Source organism: Syntrophales bacterium, from assembly GCA_035363115.1.
In the GTDB taxonomy this organism is placed as follows: Bacteria; Desulfobacterota; Syntrophia; order Syntrophales; family PHBD01; genus PHBD01.
Window position 1 is genome coordinate 42,022 of record DAOSEM010000004.1, and the last position, 16,262, is coordinate 58,283.

15 protein-coding genes are annotated in these 16,262 nt (G+C 62.9%); 11 read left to right on the forward strand and 4 right to left on the reverse strand.

Going from position 1 to position 16,262, the window contains the following annotated elements:
- The first annotated feature begins 114 nt into the window (after positions 1-114).
- The 11 genes from PLO63_09970 (at position 115) to PLO63_10020 (ending at position 10,029) form a co-directional block, all read left to right on the forward strand.
- A complete protein-coding gene (locus tag PLO63_09970) occupies positions 115-1,323 on the forward strand; it encodes an SEC-C domain-containing protein (GenBank protein HOI74461.1) in 1,209 nt (402 codons plus the stop codon).
- Between the two features lie 203 nt (positions 1,324-1,526).
- On the forward strand, positions 1,527-1,946 hold the full coding sequence (locus PLO63_09975) for a hypothetical protein (GenBank protein HOI74462.1): 420 nt from the start codon (positions 1,527-1,529) through the stop codon (positions 1,944-1,946).
- Positions 1,947-2,149: 203 nt separating this feature from the next.
- Positions 2,150-2,881: a ubiquinone/menaquinone biosynthesis methyltransferase gene (locus tag PLO63_09980; GenBank protein HOI74463.1), complete on the forward strand. Its 732-nt coding sequence runs from the start codon at positions 2,150-2,152 to the stop codon at positions 2,879-2,881.
- Positions 2,882-3,153: 272 nt separating this feature from the next.
- Entirely contained in the window at positions 3,154-3,639 is a 486-nt protein-coding gene (locus PLO63_09985; protein HOI74464.1) for a MauE/DoxX family redox-associated membrane protein, read from the forward strand.
- Positions 3,640-3,645: 6 nt separating this feature from the next.
- Entirely contained in the window at positions 3,646-4,158 is a 513-nt protein-coding gene (locus PLO63_09990; protein HOI74465.1) for a rhodanese-like domain-containing protein, read from the forward strand.
- Between the two features lie 231 nt (positions 4,159-4,389).
- Entirely contained in the window at positions 4,390-5,082 is a 693-nt protein-coding gene (locus PLO63_09995) for a YdjY domain-containing protein (protein HOI74466.1), read from the forward strand.
- A gap of 66 nt (positions 5,083-5,148) precedes the next feature.
- Positions 5,149-7,008 (forward strand): VTT domain-containing protein, encoded by a 1,860-nt coding sequence (locus PLO63_10000; GenBank protein ID HOI74467.1) that lies wholly within the window; start codon positions 5,149-5,151, stop codon positions 7,006-7,008.
- A 148-nt stretch (positions 7,009-7,156) separates the two neighbouring features.
- The gene (arsS, locus tag PLO63_10005) at positions 7,157-8,119 is read left to right on the forward strand and encodes an arsenosugar biosynthesis radical SAM protein ArsS (protein ID HOI74468.1); all 963 of its coding nucleotides are present in this window, start codon (positions 7,157-7,159) and stop codon (positions 8,117-8,119) included.
- Positions 8,120-8,206: 87 nt separating this feature from the next.
- The gene (gene yedF / locus PLO63_10010) at positions 8,207-8,812 is read left to right on the forward strand and encodes a sulfurtransferase-like selenium metabolism protein YedF (GenBank protein ID HOI74469.1); all 606 of its coding nucleotides are present in this window, start codon (positions 8,207-8,209) and stop codon (positions 8,810-8,812) included.
- Positions 8,809-9,039, forward strand: a complete 231-nt coding sequence (locus tag PLO63_10015; protein ID HOI74470.1) for a DUF3343 domain-containing protein — start codon at positions 8,809-8,811, stop codon at positions 9,037-9,039. The genes yedF and PLO63_10015 overlap by 4 nt, the downstream gene beginning before the upstream one ends.
- Before the next feature lie 18 nt (positions 9,040-9,057).
- The gene (locus PLO63_10020; protein HOI74471.1) at positions 9,058-10,029 is read left to right on the forward strand and encodes a selenium metabolism-associated LysR family transcriptional regulator; all 972 of its coding nucleotides are present in this window, start codon (positions 9,058-9,060) and stop codon (positions 10,027-10,029) included.
- On the opposite strand, the gene PLO63_10025 is transcribed toward PLO63_10020, so the two are convergent.
- The 4 genes from PLO63_10025 to PLO63_10040 all read right to left on the reverse strand — a co-directional run bounded on the left by PLO63_10025 (position 9,996) and on the right by PLO63_10040 (position 16,222).
- Positions 9,996-10,982: a 50S ribosome-binding GTPase gene (locus tag PLO63_10025; GenBank protein HOI74472.1), complete on the reverse strand. Its 987-nt coding sequence runs from the start codon at positions 10,980-10,982 to the stop codon at positions 9,996-9,998. The genes PLO63_10020 and PLO63_10025 overlap by 34 nt on opposite strands.
- A 64-nt stretch (positions 10,983-11,046) precedes the next feature.
- On the reverse strand, positions 11,047-14,346 hold the full coding sequence (locus PLO63_10030) for a DUF499 domain-containing protein (protein ID HOI74473.1): 3,300 nt from the start codon (positions 14,344-14,346) through the stop codon (positions 11,047-11,049).
- Positions 14,346-14,969 (reverse strand): hypothetical protein, encoded by a 624-nt coding sequence (locus tag PLO63_10035; GenBank protein ID HOI74474.1) that lies wholly within the window; start codon positions 14,967-14,969, stop codon positions 14,346-14,348. Before PLO63_10035 ends, PLO63_10030 begins: the two co-directional genes overlap by 1 nt.
- On the reverse strand, positions 14,966-16,222 hold the full coding sequence (locus PLO63_10040; GenBank protein HOI74475.1) for an ATP-binding protein: 1,257 nt from the start codon (positions 16,220-16,222) through the stop codon (positions 14,966-14,968). Before PLO63_10040 ends, PLO63_10035 begins: the two co-directional genes overlap by 4 nt.
- Positions 16,223-16,262 lie beyond the last annotated feature (40 nt).

A 16,262-nucleotide genomic window follows, 5' to 3' on the forward strand; every position in this document is an offset into this window, starting at 1 on the left:
TTTTCTCCGGGAAATGGTCACAGGCCGGTTGCAAAACCGAAATATCTCTCTATAATGCCCCCTGCGGACTCCCCGTGGAGATCCGAATTTTTGCGCGATTCCGAAAGGTTGGAAATGGCGTACAAGGACATGGACGACGGCCGGCTGGCCATGCAGATCTTCTCCGGGGAAGACCGGCTGGGGGTCGATTTCCTGAACGAGGTGAAGCAGAGGAAGGAAGTGATGCTTCCGCTCCTGTGCGAGGTTCTTTTCCACGAGGAGAACTACAACTGGGAAGACGGCCGGGGATGGGGCGTGATCCACGCCGTTCATCTCCTGGGCATCCTGGGGGACCTGCGGTCCGTCGACGCCCTCCTGGAGGCCTCCGGGTTTGCGGCGGACCGGCAGATCGACTGGATCGCCGAGGCCCTGCCCGAGTGTTATGCCCGCCTCGGTTCGGCGGTCATCGGGCGCCTGAGGGATCATATCCGGGCCAACGTGGCTCACGGCGAGCCTTACGTGGTCAACGAGATACTGGGGTTGTGGAACATCTGGCACGACCGCATCGACTTCCGGGAGGGAATCGAGGCGTTTCTCCTGGAACTCCTCATGGAAACCGCCGGGGATTATGTCATCCGGACGAACCTGATGGCCGATTTCGCCCAGGCCGGGCGGCGCGACCTGAAGACCCTGTTCCGGCACTACTACGAGCGGGGCGAGGCGGACCTGGAGACGGTCACCTGGGAAGACCTGGAGTCGTATTTCGAGGACAGGCCCAATCCGCCGGCCTCCCGCAGGAGCCTGGAGGATTTTTACGATTCCGAAGCCATCCGGGAACGGGAGCGGCACTGGGCGGTCCATGAGGCCATGTTCCGCCAGCGCGACTGGGAGGACTGGCTCCTGGAGAACATGGACCGGATCGGCCTGAAGGAACCCTGTCCCTGCGGATCCGGCGGCCTTTTCGAGCAGTGCCACCTTCCCTGGGCGGAGCGGGAGCGCGACCGGCTCCTGCAGGAGGACGACCTGGCCCAGACGCGCCGGCAGGCCCGGAGCTTCGTAAGCCAGGAGAGGGCGGAGGAGACGGCGCTGCGCCGGTTTCTTGCGGACCGGGGACAGGCGGACCTGTTTCCCCTCATCAAGCGCAAGGCCCTGGAGATCGTCCGGGCGACCACCAGCAAGTCCCGGAGCCGGAGCTTTACCGCCGCCTTCCAGACATTCTTCGGCCAGGTGGAGTTCCGATCGAAGGACGAATTCAACGAATTCATGGAACACCTGACCGCCTACTACAACGCCCTGACGGCCCAGTACGAGGAGCATCCGGGCAGCGGACGGCGCCTGCACTGACCCCGCTGAGACACGGAGGGATGTGAAGAAGATGCATGGCTCCCAAGTCGCGTCCCGCACCTTCTGTCGTCGACAACGGCAGATCGGGAATTGATGCAGGGAAAGCCGCACATCGTGAAGGCAACACTCCGGGTAAGCCGGGGATTCATATCCCACTCAGGAGAAAGGAGACTGTTATGAAGGGTTGCAAAGCGGAGCGTAGGATGTGGGGAAGTACATTCTGGACGGCAATCGCCATTGTTGTCCTCGCCGGCCTCGTACTGGCCGTGCCGGCCCAGGCGCTGCCCGGAGGAAGCTACAGCAAGACCTGCAAGGACTGCACGGACGACGGCCAGGAGCTTGTATGCCAGTGCAGCTACAAGAATAATTATTCCGGAACCTCGATCTATTACGGTATGTGCGAATCCGGCAGCGTGACCAACACCCGCAGCAAACTGACCTGTACCGCCAAGGGAAGCTTTCGCAGGTCGTGCAAGAACATCTCGTGGAACGCGTCACGACTGCAGGCTGTCTGCAAGACCAAGAAGGGCAAGTGGAACGGCACGGTTCTGAGCAGCTGGTCGTCCTGCGAGGGCGACATCGCCAATTGCAACGGCGCACTGACCTGCGGCGGATGCCCGTAAACCGGGCCGCCCGCCCGTGCCGGAGCACTGCCCGGCACGAGAACATCCATGGTGCACTTGTTTATGCCTGAATCGAAATGCAAGGCCGCCGGGACGGGGAGCGAATCCCGTCCCGGCAGCTTCATAAAGGCACTCGCTGCATCCCCCCGGGGCATCGAACCCTCCGGGCCGACGGTGCAAACGGCTTGCACCCGGGAGGCCGTATGAAACGGGACGTGCCGATTCTCGCCGCCCCGGATCCGGAGCGGGTTTCGCGGGTCCGGGAGATGTTCGGGGACATCGAGGGTCGCTACGATTTCCTGAACCGCCTGCTGAGCCTCCGCCGCGACGTGGCCTGGCGGCGCTTCACTGTCCGCCGGATGCGCTTTCCCCGGACCCGGCGATTCCTCGATGTGGCCACGGGGACGGCCGACCTGGCCGTCGAGGCGGTGCGGCACCACCGGGAGATCCAGGCAACAGGCCTGGATTTCGTCCCCGGGATGATCGAGGGCGCCCGGCACAAGGTCAGCGGGGCCGGGCGGATCCGGCTGCTCCTGGGAGACGCCCTGAACCTGCCCTTTGCCGACGGGTCTTTCGACGTCGCCGCCGTGGCCTTCGGCATCCGCAACATGCCCGACCGGCTCGGTGCCCTCCGGGAGATGGCCCGGGTGGTCGTCCCGGGCGGACAGGTCATGGTCCTGGAGATGCACCTGCCGGAGATCCCCGTCGTCCGTCCCTGCTACCGGTTCTATCTCTGCGGGATCCTGCCCCGCCTCGCCGGCGCCCTGTCGGGCAACCGGGAGGCTTACCAGTACCTGTCCGAGTCCATCGTGGCCTTTCCCCCGCCGCGCATCTTTTCCGACATGATGCGAAGCGCCGGCCTGGAGGCGGTGGAATACCACTCCCTGACCCTCGGCGTGACCTGCCTTCACGTCGGCCGAAAGCCCGGCCGTTAAGCGTTCCCCCGGGCCGTGTCCCGATTCCCCGGCATCGCCTCCGGGCCAGACCCTGCGCAGTTCCCGTCCCTGAATTCCGCCCGATCCGCACCCTCCACCATCGACTGATATCAGCCATGCTGATAGAAAGAGCACTATTATGCATATTATGAATTTGACATATAATATATCATCATATATCACGCTTCATCCGTGACCCGATGAAGCCGCAGTCCGTGATGATTCATGAAATCGAGTCCCCAAAAAACGTTTCCCCGATGAAAGCATCCCTGTTGACCGATCGGTTGAAAAACATCTTCTCGTCTCCCGTTCTGTATCACCTGCTGAGGCTGGCGATGGCGGTCCTGTTCCTGTACGCCGGCAGCGTCAAGCTCCTGGACCCCAAGGCCTTCGCCGTCACGATTTCGGCATACGACCTGGTGCCGGAGGCGCTTCTGCCGGTGGTCGCCATTGGACTGCCACTGGTCGAAGTTGTCGCGGGAATCGCACTCCTGCTGGAGATCCGGGGGAGCCTGGCGGGCATCACCGTCCTGATGATCTTCTTCATTGCCGTCCTGGGGTATGGAATCCTGGGTGACCTGGACGTGGACTGCGGTTGTTTCGGCGCCGATGAACTGGCGAGAAGGAGCAGCCTCCGGGAGGCCTTGATCCGGGACATCGTGATTACGGGGATCGTCATTCCCTACCTCTATTGGTTCCAGCGTTTCCGGACTCGACCGGGTCTCAACAGAATCCATGAAAAGAAGAAAGGAGAATAAGGAATCATGATGAAACGAAAAGCGGTTTTGGGAGTGGCGCTTTGCCTGGCCCTGGTTTTCGGCTTTGCCGGAGCGGCCCTGGCGGCCTGGGGCGCCAAGGAACTGGAGACGGAAAAGGTCGCCGTGACCTTTGCCGCCGAGGTTGCCCGCGGCGGCTACAAGGTCGTGGCCACCCAGGAGCTGAAGACCTGGATCGACCAGAAGAAACCCGTGCTGATCGTGGATACCATGCCCTTCGAGGCGAGCTACAAAAAACAGCATGTCCCCGGGGCTGTCCAGATGGAGTTCCCCATTCCGGAGATGACGAAGCTGGACGACAAGACGAAGGCCGCCCTGGAAAAACTGCTGGGACCGGACAAGAATCGCCTGATCGTCTTCTACTGCGGGTTTGTAAAATGTACCCGGAGCCACAACGGCGCCATGTGGGCCGTGAAGCTGGGATACAGGAACGTCTATCGCCACCCGGGCGGGATCAAGGCCTGGGACGAAGCGGGCTATCCCGTCGAAAAGGTGAAATAGGGGAGGCACGAATCCATTTCCAGCAAAGATGAATGGCGGCGCCGGTGAATCCCTCTCCGGCGTCGCGCATTTTGGAGGGTGACCGGTGCGCTTCAACAAGGCGGATACAAAACCACTCCTCGATGACGGGTATGCCGGGGACGGGTACTGAAACAGGCGGTAGAATTCGTACGCATGAAAGAAGTTTCTTTCCAGCCGGAATACAGACATTTGCCTCGTCCGGATGCAGGGATGTCCCGTCGGGCGTTTCTCGTCTTTCTGCTCCTGGCGACGGGAGCCGTGACCGTGGGCCCGCAGGGGAGGCTCCAGGCGGCCCAGGTACCGGGAGCAGCAGGCTGGCCGAAGGGATGGCCCACCCGGGGGAACCCTCTCGCGGTGGACCCGAAATCGCGCACCGTGGCGATGTATGCGGAGGTCAGCCTGCGGCGTCTCACCGAGACGACGACCCATTGGGGCATCGGCTGCGAAACGGGAAGGCTTGCCGACAAATTCATCCTGGTGTCGCCGGCGGAGCCCGCGGCGCTTCATGATGCCCTGGTCCGGATCGGTGCGCGACCCGGGAACAGCCTGGCGACTGACGATTACGGGAAAACCGTGGAGGGCGACGCCCTGGTCCTGACGGCGCAGTGGCCCGGGTTGTCCCGGGAGGCCGCCGTGGGTGACCTTTTTTATGACGCCTCGGGAAAAGGATTCCGGATCCGTTTCGGCGGAAACCGGAGGGCGGCGGTGGAGCAGGGGACGGGGTGCCTGACCTGCCTGGAATCCTGCCCCGTCGGGATCACCAGCAACGCCGCTTATCCGCACCTGAGCACAACCCGCAGGATGTTCCGTCCCAACTCCCGGTTCCGGGGACGGCCGGAGGTCCTGCCGGCCCGGGAGGCGTTCCCCCTGGCGGTTTTTTACCGGCTCGTCGGGAGAGGCTGACGCCGTTTCGGTTTGGCGAGGGCTGCGGCCGGCATAGCCGGGGCGGTCCTGATTTCTCTGAAAACCATGAGTGATTCCCTGAAAAACAGACCCGGGAGCGAGGCCGGGACCAACGCCCCGCAAGCGGTCCGTCCGGCCCTGCGGGAACTCCTGGCCGGCATGGCGGAGGACTGCACCGACTGCGGCCTCTGCGTGGAAGAATGCGGATTCCTGGAAACGTACGGAACACCCGGGGAGATCGCCCGGCGCTACGACCCGGCGTCGAAGGAAGGTCCGGTTCTGCCCTTCGAATGCAGCCTCTGCAGCCTCTGCGACGCGGTCTGTCCCGCGGGACTGAGTCCCCGGACCCTGTTCCTGGAGATGCGCCGCGAGTCCGTGGACCGCGGAAGCGGCTCGTTTCCCGAGCACGACGGCCTTCTGGCCTACGAGCGCCGCGGCATGTCCCGGCGGTTCACCTGGTACGGCCTTCCCGAGGGTTGCCGGACCGTGCTCTTTCCCGGCTGTGCCCTTCCGGGTACGCGTCCGGAGCGGACGCGGGAGCTTTTCGAGATCCTTCGCGAGGTCGATCCCGCGCTGGGCATCGTTCTTGACTGCTGCGGCCGGATTTCCCACGATCTTGGCCGGGAGACGCATTTTTTCGCCATGTTTTCGGAAATGCGGGACTGGCTCCTCGCACAGGGTGTCCGGGAGGTCCTCGTCGCCTGCCCCAACTGCCACGACATGTTCCGGGAGTATGGAGGCGGACTGGCTGTACGGACCGTCTACGAGGTCCTGCCGGAGGGAGGCAGGCCTGCCGGGTCGGACTGCGGCAACGTGGTCATCCATGATCCGTGCGGCATCCGCTTTCACAAGGCGGCCCAGGATGCGGTGCGTCGACTGATCGCCGGGGCGGGCGTCCGCCACACCGATATGGAGCACGCGGGAAAGAAAACCCTGTGCTGCGGCAATGGAGCGGGCGTGGACTGCCTGTCCCCGCAGCTCTCCGGCCGCTGGTCGGACCGCGCGACGGCGGAGATCGCGGAGCGGCCGGTCGTCACCTGCTGTGCCGGCTGCGCGAACCGGCTGGGCGAACGCTCCCCGGTGGTGCATGTCCTCGATGTCCTGCGGGAGCCGGAGTCGGCCCTGGCAGGGAAGATTCGCGTCGCGAAGGCGCCCTTCACCTACTGGAACCGGCTCCGCCTCAAGAACCGCTTCCGGAAAGAATCGGCGTTTGCTGTGTCACGGGAGCGGACCGTTCATGGGGCCCCGGAAAAGAAGGGGGGGTGGGCGCTTCGCCTGCTTATCCTGGCCGCCCTGGTGGGGGCCATCGCGGCCGTCCGTCTGACCGGGGCGACGCGCTACCTGGATCAGGAGACCCTCCGAGGCGTCATCGCCGGATACGGCATGCTCGCCCCCGTTCTCTACATGCTGCTCTACACGGTGGCCCCGGTGCTTCTCCTGCCGGGCCTGCCGCTCACCATCGCCGGGGGCATTCTCTTCGGCCCCTTCTGGGGGGTCGTGTACACCATCACCAGCGCCACCGCCGGCGCCTGCCTGGCCTTTCTCGTCGCGCGCTACCTGGCCCGGGACTGGGTCGAGATGAAACTGAGGAGCCCCCGGTGGCGGCGCCTCGACGAGGGAGTCGAGCGGCACGGCTGGAAGGTCGTGGCCTTCACCCGGCTCATCCCGCTGTTTCCGTTCAACCTCCTGAACTATGCCTTCGGGTTGACGAAGATCCGCTTCTGGCCTTACGCCGTGACGACCTTCCTTTGCATGCTCCCGGCCTGTATCGCCTATATCGTATTTTCGAGTTCGCTCCTGGACCTGGTCCGGGGAAAGGTTTCCGCCGGGCTGCTGATCGGCATCGGGCTCATTGTCCTGGTATCGCTGATCCCCCTGTTCTGGCGGCGGTGGCGGGCAGGCAGGGGAGGGGTGGATCCATTATGATGCCGTTCCGGTGCCGGATGCGCGGGCAAGCAGTCTTCCGGTTCCGACGGACAGGGCCGGGGAATTCCGGACGACGCTTAAAATGATAGAACCGCGGAATCCGGTTGTGATACACCGGATCGCGGTGGACAGGAAAGGAAGTGACGGTATGAACGAATTTGACCGCAGAGTTTCGGAGTATCGGACAGAGGGGCTGGTCTGTGAAGGGATCCGCACCCTCCAGGTCAACCTGGGAAGAACCTGCAACCTCACCTGCAGCCACTGCCACCTGGAATGTTCGCCCCGGCGCACCGAGCTCATGGGCCGGGACGTCATGGACAGGATCCTCGCCATCACGGCACGCCATCGATTCGAGCTCGTGGACATCACCGGAGGCTCCCCGGAGATGAATCCGGGGCTCCGCCCGTTCGTCGAGACGCTCCGGTCGCAGGGCCGGCCGGTCCAGGTCCGAACCAACCTGCTGGCGTTCCTGGAGCCCGGCGGCGAGGAGTTGCTTACCTTTTTCCGGGACCACCGGGTCTCGCTGGTCGCCTCCCTGCCCTGCTACCTGGAGGAGAATGTCGATGCCCAGCGAGGTGAAGGCGTCTATCAAAAGAGCATCGATGCCATCCGCCGCCTCAACGAAGCCGGGTATGGCCGACAGGGAGGGCCGGCGCTGAACCTGGCCTTCAATCCCGGCGGTCCCGCTCTGCCGCCGGACCAGTCGATCCTGGAAGGAGCCTTCCGGGATGAGCTGGGGCAACGGTTCGGGATATCCTTCAGCCGGCTGGTCGTACTGGCGAACATGCCGATCGGGCGTTTCCGCAGCCACCTGGAGCGGGAAGGCGCACTCGACGAATACCGCACCCTCCTCCGGGAGGCCTTCAATCCGGCAACGCTGGACGGCGTCATGTGCCGGCACCAGGTATGCGTCGACTGGGACGGGACTGTCTACGACTGCGATTTCAACCTTGCCCTGGGGATGGCCGTGAATCACGGCGCGCCCCGGAGGATCGAGAGCTTCGACCTGGACCGGCTGAGCCGGCGGCAGGTCGTGACGGCGGAACACTGCTTCGGCTGCACCGCCGGGGCCGGTTCCTCCTGTGCCGGGGCCTTGACCTGCTCGGCTTGAGGAATCGGGAAGAGGCGGCACCGTTACATGTTGGACACCGGGCCGGAACACGGTTCCGGCTGTTCGTGATCGGAGAAAGGAGACGCCATGCGTGAAATCGTAGACGCCAGGGGACTGGCGTGCCCCCAGCCGGTGATCCTGGCCGGGAAGGCCCTGGAAACGAATGAGCGGATCGCCGTGATCGTGGACAATCCCATGGCGGTGGAGAACATCCGCCGCCTCGGAGCGAAAATGGGCTGCGAGATGGTCTTGGAGGAAAAGGGCGGGGGGATCGTCCACATCCACCTGACCCGGGGTGCATCGCCGCCGGCCGCACGGGAGGACCTGGAGGCCCTGGCCGTCTGCGCGCCATCGGGTGGAGGACCATATGTCGTGTCCCTGCCGGAAAACCGGATGGGACGGGGGAACGAGGCCCTGGGGGAGATCCTGATCAAGTCCTTCATCCATACCCTGACCCAGCTCGACCCGCTGCCGGCGAAGGTCATCTGCTACAACACGGGGGTGCTGCTGGCCCTCGACGACTCCCCGGCTCTCGATGACCTGCGGCGGCTAAGGGATGCGGGCGTGGAGGTCCTCGTGTGCGGAACGTGCCTCAACTTTTTCGATGTCAAGGACCGCCTGGCCGTCGGCTCGGTGTCCAACATGTACGAGATCGCCGGATCCATGGCGGCGGCCCGGGTGGTCTCACCATGACGGAGCACGTCGAGACCTGGTGGGTGGTCCTCTTCGACTCCGTCCACCATGCCGTCCAGGCGGAGAAGATCCTGAAGGAGGAGGGGGTGCCCTACAAGCTCGTCCCGGTCCCCCGGCACATCAGTTCGGACTGCGGCGTCTGCATCCGCTTTTCCGCCGGGGACCGCTCCCGCGTCGCCGATATCCTGGACCGTCGCGGCACCTATCGTGAAATTCGCCCACTCTGACGGCGGGGAGGAAGGATCATGACCAACAGGCAGGACTTCTCGCGCAGCATCACGTTCCAGCATCTGGAAGCCCTGACGGCCCTGGCGGACACCGGGAGCTTCTCCCGTGCGGCCCGGCGGCTCCACCTCTCCCAGCCGTCCCTGACGCGGCACATCCAGAACCTGGAGGAGCTGGTCGGCACGCCGCTTCTGGTGCGGCAGCGGGAAGGGGGGATTCTCACCACGGAAGGCCGCCATCTGTGCGATTTCGCCCGGCAGATTCTCCGTCTCCGCGAGGAGGCCTGGGACCGGATCGCCGACAGCCGTGGCACGGGGAAGGGCCGCATCCAGATCGCGGCGAGCACGATTCCGGCCACGTATATCCTGCCGGGGGTGATCACCGCCTGGCATCGCCTCCATCCGGGCATCACGATCAGCGTCCGGACCCACGACAGCGACGAGACCCTGCAGGCGGTGCTTCACGACCAGGCGGAGATGGGACTGATCGGGAAGAAGACGGTCCACCGCGGCGTCGTCTCGTTTCCCCTGTGGAGCGACCGCATCGTCCTCGTGGTGCCTCCGGACCATCGCTGGGCCGGGGAAAAGGAGCTTCCCCCGGCGCGGCTGGCGGAATCGCCTTTCATCGCAAGGGAGCGGGGCTCGGCGACCCGGGCGACCCTGGAGGCCTATCTCAGGGCGGAGACCGGCCTCGACGCCTCTTCGATCCGTCTCATGTGCGAGGTGGGGAGCTCCGAGGCGGTCAAGGAGGCCGTCCTGGCGGGGGCGGGGCCGGCGTTCCTGTCCATTCATGCCGTCAGGAGGGAGGTGGAGGCGGGAAGCCTGTGCATCGTTCCGGTGGGCGGCTGGAACATCGAGCGCTCCTTTTTCCTGATTCACAAGAAGAGCTTCCGGTTCAAGCCCCACCACAGCCTGTTCATGGACTACCTGATGGCGTATCGGACGGAGGGCGGCCCGGGTCAGACGCAGAGCTCCACGACGTCGCCGTCCTGAAGGACGTAGTCCCGCTGGACCATCTGGCCGTCCCGGACGGCCCGCCCCCAGATCCGGGCATACCGGAGCTTCGCCACGAATTCCTTGTGGATCATCTCCGCCATCTCCTCGATGGTGCAGCCCTCGGGGATCACGAAGGGGGCCGTCATGTCCGGCTCCTTTCCCGGCCGCCGGGTGTAGACCCGGACCACGCCGGACATCCCGTAGAGCGTCTCCAGGAAGGCCATCAGGTTCCGTCCCGTCTTCGACGAGATCCCCATGGCGGGGATCTTCACCTCCGACAGCTCCAGGAACGTTTCATAGTCCGCCTCGTGCTCCGGACGGTCCATCTTGTTGACCGCCACGAGCATCGTCTTGACGAAGGGGATCTTCTTCAGGTCCGGCGGGAGCGGGCGGCCTTCCGGGAAGACGCGGAATCCCGTGAGGACGGCGAGGGTTTCCTCCAGCTGGGTCAGCGGGTCCGCCTGGAGGTCCAGGAGGACGACGACGATGTCGCACCGGCGGAGCAGGTCTCCCAGCTCCGGGTCGGTGTATTCGGGGGTGACCGGCGGCGTGTCGATGAGCTGGATCTGGACGTTTTCGTAGGGGGCCATGCCCGGCGTGGGCCGGTGGGTCGTGTGGGGGAAGTCGCCCACCTCCGCCGTCGCCTTGGTCAGCCGGTTGAGGAGGGAGGACTTGCCGGTGTTGGGCATCCCCACAAGGACGGCCTGGGCGATCCCTTCGCGCTCGATGCTGTAGGGGGTCTTTGCCTTCGTTCCCCCCGCTTTCTTTTGCCCCTGCTCCTTCAGCTTGGAGATCCGCTCCCGGAGCATCGCCTTGAGCTTGTCGGTGCCCTTGTGCTTGGGCATGATGGCGAGCATCTCCTCCAGGGCCTCGATCTTGGCCGTGGGGGTCCGGGCTTCCCGGAAGCGCTGCTCTGCCTCGAAATAGTGGGGCGGTAAGTTGGCCGGCATGGAATGCAACTCCTTTATGGCTCAGGAGTTCAAATCGTAAGTTCCCATCAATGTCGGCATTCCGTTATTTCAGTACCCATTTTTCTTTGATGGACTCCATCAGCTTGCTGAAGGCCGCCGCTACATCCTCAGGCGGCTTGCTTTTGCCGTCTCCCACTTCAATGCGAACGCGGAACTGAATCGGAATATCGGCTTCGGCCTTGATTTTCAGGAGTTCCGGGACAATTTCCGCTAGATCCTGAATCTGGTTCGGATCCAGATCGGCCTCGGCCGACAGAAGCTTGCCGGGCGGCGGAGGCGGCGGAGGCGGAGTTTCGGGTGTTTTCAGAATGATGGCTTTCGCGTCCGGCAGGTCGCAGGGCCAGGGCCTCGACTTGTCGTCGAGTTCAAGGAATCGCGCCTGTAGTGCGCCGCTGATGGCGTCCTTGGTGGTCTTCCAGGGGAGAGCCTTGCTCTCCTTGACGGATAGAGCTGTGGCGATAGACAGTCCCGAGGCATAGCCCTTCTTCCAGGCGCCGGGAAGATTCTCAGGCAGGAGAGCGGGCGCCGTGACAGGCGGTGGCGGAATACAAAGTGATGCCTTTGCGCTGAAAATTCCCGGGGGAATTGTTTCCCCGAGGATACTGGCCGGACCCGACCGAAGCCATATGTTGCTGTTCTCGACAGCGGCTGTGACGGCCTGTTCGATGACTTCCGCGGATGCCTTTGGAATGGCCAGGGGCTCTTTATAGCCATCCTTCTCAATCTGAACAACCGTCTTTCCGGAAAAGAAATCCGATACATCCTGGACGGTTATCTCGTCTCCGGTCCAGAGCCAAGGCAGTTGTTTCGGTGCGAGCAGCGAGGATGGAATCTCCTGCAGTTCCGCCGCCTGAGGAAGAACAAGCTCCATGGCAGGGTCATTCAGAGCAGCCTCGTCGGGTCTTGCCATCCACCAAGTTCTGCTTGACCCGTCCGGTCTCGTCAGGCGAAGGACGAAGGCACCCTTCTCGCAGCCATCGGCCAGTGTGTTCAATATGGCGCTTGCCTTGAGCATTTTCGGCAAATGGGGAAGCTGGGCGAATGCGCCCGCCAGGTCCTTGACCCTTCTGGAAGTCTCTTTTTCCCGCCAGAGGTCGTACGGGCCGTCGGGCAGCAGAGCCTCGGCGGCGATGGGTGTCTCCCGCAGGCGGGACCGGGAATCGTTCTTCACGGTGATGAAGTTCGGATCGTCCGTAATCGTAATTTTAAAGGCATGATTGTCGTTCTTTTCCGAGACGGTGACGACGATGCAGTATGCCTGCTTGATGGCATCCGGGATGCGTCCCTTGGCCCGGTCGATCTGGATCTGGAGGGTCTGTGCCCGTGCGGGATCGACGTTGCCGTCCTGTTGCTGTTTCCTGACGTGTTCCTGAACGGCATCCCACGCCATGAGATCTTTTACCCGCGACATCGCCAGTTCCACGCCGTCCTTGGACGGGGCGAGGAGGAGGACGGCATTGCGATAGACCCGCGGCTTGTCGGGGCCGGTTGTCTCATCCAGGAACCGCTTCGCTTCGGCGCAAGGCTTCCCCGAGTCGGATGCCGCCGCCGGTCCGAGAACCGCATAGTGGAACGTCCCGTCGTCCTCTATATCCCGGGGCCGGGTCGGCAGCATGTGCACCTTGACGCCCGCCGCCGAGGCGCTGGCTGTCAGGACCTTCAGCCTGCCGATCTCATCGAGCAGGCGCGCCTGCACCGCAGGGTCGCTGATATTGCGCGCCGCGTCGGCATGCATCTGGGTGAGATTCGGTTTGTTCCCAAGCCGCCACATGTCGGGCAGAGACGCTCCTCCCGCCGCGGAGGCATAGAGGTCGTCCAGCCAGTGGCTGGTCTGGGCCCAGCGGATAAGGCCTTTTTCAAGCTCAATTCGATCGGGACGCGTCGAGCCGGCCAGGACGGTGAGGTCTCTCGTCCTGGCTGTGCTTCCAATCGGCTGGGAATGAAGAAACGCGGCCACTACGGCCTGTTCGATCTCGCGGTACCTGAGCCCGGCAGAGTCATCCTGGATCTGCCTTGCCTTCTGGAATTCGCTGTCCAGGATTGGTGCCCAGGCCTGCTTCTTTCCTTCCCATTCCTCCGTGTCGGCCACGGTGACCAGCTCCTGCAGCGCCTCCGACAGGCCTTCTTTCCCCGGTGCGGCCAGGAAGACGTTCGGCCCGATGAGGGGACTCCGGTCCCATTCGCCAGCCTCCCGCAGGGCCAGGGCGAACGTCCGGAGAACGCCCCGGGTCCGCTGAAAGCGGTCGAGCTGGGTCCACTTGGAATAGAAAACGTCCGTCAGGTCCGGGTGAAAGGGGTAATTGCGGAAAAAGCGGTCCTCCGCCTCGGCGCCGTCTTTGGCCGTCTGGTCGTCCACGGCGGCAATGCCCTTGATCGCGGCGACGACATGCTGCCGGAAGGAATCCCGGTCCTTCAGCGACTCCGGCTTGAAGAATCTCCGGCGCAGGACCTCCGCCACGTCTTCCTTCACCACCGGTTCCACCGCCGCTTCCCTCTGGCGCTGAAAGATGTTGTAGAGCTGCGCCTTGATCTTCCTCCCCAGTTCATCTTCCGTTGTGGGTTCGCTGGTGAGCAGGGAGGCGACGATGCAGCAGCGGTCCACTTTCGTAGCCGCCTGCGTCAGATACTGGAAGAAGTTGACCAGGCTCTGCAGTTTCGTGGAGTCCCTGCCGATTTTCTCCCTGGCGTAGAGCAGGACTTCGTCAATCAGGATCAGGATGCCGAGCCCTTCTGCGAGTGGTTTTTCCAGCAATTCCGTCAGGAGGTTTTCCGCCGGTGCCGACTCCCGCTCCTCCGGCTTTCCCTCGGCGTGCAGAAGGCGCAGCCCTTCCTCGCCCGCTACCTGCCAGGCCAGTACGCTCCAGGGTTGCCGGAGCATCCTGGACTTTCCGTCCGGGGAGCGGACCCCCATGCCCTTTTCCACGTCGAGTTTGTCGAAGCACAGGGCGGCGACGCGGCAGCGGGGAGGCCTCTGTCCGATCGTCTCGATGAATTCATCGACGGCTGGGAGCTTCGGGAGCTTGCCGGGATCATGTACGAGATGGCGCAGCGTGATCAGCGTGTGCGTTTTTCCCCCGCCGTAGGTCAGCTCCAGTTGCCGGACGGCTTTGTCGTTCTGGCCGGCCAGCCGCAGGACCACGTCCCGGGCAAGCTGGCGCAGGTTGTATGTAGGAAAGGTGAGAGAGAAAAACTCTTCCGGCTTCTCGTAAACCGGCCGTTTCCCGCTCTGCATGACAACTTCGTACAGATCGGCCGCAAACAGGTGCAGGGGAAGCTTTCCCGCTTTCAGGTCGTCCCGAAGCTTCACCACCTCATGCCACGGCTTCCAGGATAATTTGGCCATCACTCTCCTCCAAACCAGTGTTGCAGAATGCATTTGAAGTTCAGGAATGCACGGTCCTCACAACGCTTCAGACTCACACGTTTTGCCAACTCCCCGTAAAGTGAAGCGGAATACGGTTTCCTTATCTCATAGAGGACGGCTTCCAGTGCTTCCTTGGGTCGTTCCGGTTTGGTCCGTCCCGGAGGAAGAAATCCTTTCGACTCGAGCCACGAACGAAGAGAGGGGCTTCCTGCCGGCCAGCCGATGACTTCGTCAACCCGCGGCGAATCGGACCAGACCCAGATGTCCAGTTCGGGTTCGATGATCACCACGTCCCCGCGATCCGCCCATGAGTGTCGGAGGTCTCTTCGGAGGATTGCCTCCAGATTCTCTACGGGCGTTGTTTCATCGCCGCATCCCTCCCGGTCGAACATGAGCAGGGCATGTCTGTATGAACGAACATGAGGCTCAAGAAAGGCGATGCCATGGGCTCGACAGCCGGCGTCTTTCTCCGGATGACGAAAGATTTCCCAGCGAATGGATTGAATTCCAAGGGAAGGGGGTCTTGAAAGGACGCTTTCAACGGCCTCCTCCATGCTCTTGTCGGCCACCAGAACGATTAAGTCCTTTCTGCCGTCGCTCATCCCAGAACCCCGCTGGCGAACAGAACGCTGAGATTCGGCTGTCCTTTCCAATCTTTCAGATGCGGATGCTCATTGCCCATCACGATGTCCGTCGAACCGGACTCCGTTTTCTTGAAGCAAAGCACATCCGATGCCTTCGCCTGGCTCAAGATGATGGGAGAGTGAGTGGCCAGCAGGATCTGAGCGTCATACACGGAGGAGAGCGACTGGAACACGGTCTCCACAGCCCCCGGATGAATTCCGTTTTCCGGTTCCTCGATGAGGTAAACTCCTTTGAAATCAGAGAGATATGCCGGAAGAGTCAGGGCCAGCAGGCGTAACGTTCCATCGGAGGCCATCCAAGAAGGCACTTTCAGGCCGCCTTCATAGTGAATGACAAGGTAGGCGTGCTTGTCGTCTTCTCGTACAATAATCTGCAGATCCCTGATGTCGGGAAGGGCCGTTTGAATATGGCGGATCCAGGCTCGGAACCGCGGCTCGTCTTTCTTCTTCAGATCGGAGATCACCCACGGAAGGTTCGATCCGTCGGGCTTGAAACCGCGAATCTGTCCGGGAGGGCTCGCTTTGCGAATCAAGAGGCTGTTCAGCATGAAGAGCTGGACCCCTTCCGTCAGCAGGCGTTTCAGCCAGGTGGAGATCGGGAAGCGGGTTTCATCCTCCGGCAGGTTTCCAAGGGCCGACTTCTTGGGTCCCAGCCGGATGGAGGGGAACCATCCCTTTCCGGATTCCTCGAGGACTTCGGAGTAGAAATTGTCGTTGCCTTCGAAGCTCTTGCTCAGAACAGTCCTCGCGTTCTTTCGGGGTTTCCCCTCCAGGATTGTGGAAGGAGGCGGCACCTCCATCGGGAAAAGCTCTCTCGGCCGGGGAGGCTTCGTGCGTGCGGTTTTCAGAACCGCCCTTTCCTCCAAGATGCCGACAACGCCCTGCTCGTCCATGCCGATCTGCACTTCATAACGGATGGTGTCAAAATGGCCCTTTGCGGGAAGCGCTCTCTTGGCTTCCGGGATCCGGGCCTCAATCGCCAGTTCGAAAAACCGCCCCGTTCTGGCAAACAGAATGTCTTCAAAGTTGTCGGTGTGGTAGCGGACTGCCGCATCAACTCCGTCCGACACCATGCGGCCCAGGAATCCGATCACGTCCAGGAACGTCGTCTTGCCGCTGGCGTTCGGACCCACGAGAATGTGAAACGGCCCCAGGGCCTGTGACGTATGCCGGAGGCACCGAAAATTCAGGGCTTCAATCAAACGGATCATGGCAGTCCTCGCTTTCTTTCGGTCTGGGGAACCGTCTCTT

What these genes read in the sequence shown, in the direction of transcription:
- arsS (HOI74468.1), top strand. Translation starts at nt 7,157, where the DNA reads ATGAACGAATTTGACCGCAGAGTTTCGGAGTATCGGACAGAGGGGCTG.
- PLO63_10000 (HOI74467.1), top strand. Translation starts at nt 5,149, where the DNA reads ATGAGTGATTCCCTGAAAAACAGACCCGGGAGCGAGGCCGGGACCAAC.
- PLO63_10020 (HOI74471.1), top strand. Translation starts at nt 9,058, where the DNA reads ATGACCAACAGGCAGGACTTCTCGCGCAGCATCACGTTCCAGCATCTG.
- PLO63_09990 (HOI74465.1), top strand. Translation starts at nt 3,646, where the DNA reads ATGATGAAACGAAAAGCGGTTTTGGGAGTGGCGCTTTGCCTGGCCCTG.
- PLO63_10040 (HOI74475.1), bottom strand. Translation starts at nt 16,222, where the DNA reads ATGATCCGTTTGATTGAAGCCCTGAATTTTCGGTGCCTCCGGCATACG.
- PLO63_10030 (HOI74473.1), bottom strand. Translation starts at nt 14,346, where the DNA reads ATGGCCAAATTATCCTGGAAGCCGTGGCATGAGGTGGTGAAGCTTCGG.
- PLO63_10035 (HOI74474.1), bottom strand. Translation starts at nt 14,969, where the DNA reads ATGAGCGACGGCAGAAAGGACTTAATCGTTCTGGTGGCCGACAAGAGC.
- PLO63_09995 (HOI74466.1), top strand. Translation starts at nt 4,390, where the DNA reads ATGTCCCGTCGGGCGTTTCTCGTCTTTCTGCTCCTGGCGACGGGAGCC.
- PLO63_10015 (HOI74470.1), top strand. Translation starts at nt 8,809, where the DNA reads ATGACGGAGCACGTCGAGACCTGGTGGGTGGTCCTCTTCGACTCCGTC.
- PLO63_09970 (HOI74461.1), top strand. Translation starts at nt 115, where the DNA reads ATGGCGTACAAGGACATGGACGACGGCCGGCTGGCCATGCAGATCTTC.
- PLO63_09980 (HOI74463.1), top strand. Translation starts at nt 2,150, where the DNA reads ATGAAACGGGACGTGCCGATTCTCGCCGCCCCGGATCCGGAGCGGGTT.
- PLO63_10025 (HOI74472.1), bottom strand. Translation starts at nt 10,982, where the DNA reads ATGCCGGCCAACTTACCGCCCCACTATTTCGAGGCAGAGCAGCGCTTC.
- yedF (HOI74469.1), top strand. Translation starts at nt 8,207, where the DNA reads ATGCGTGAAATCGTAGACGCCAGGGGACTGGCGTGCCCCCAGCCGGTG.
- PLO63_09975 (HOI74462.1), top strand. Translation starts at nt 1,527, where the DNA reads ATGTGGGGAAGTACATTCTGGACGGCAATCGCCATTGTTGTCCTCGCC.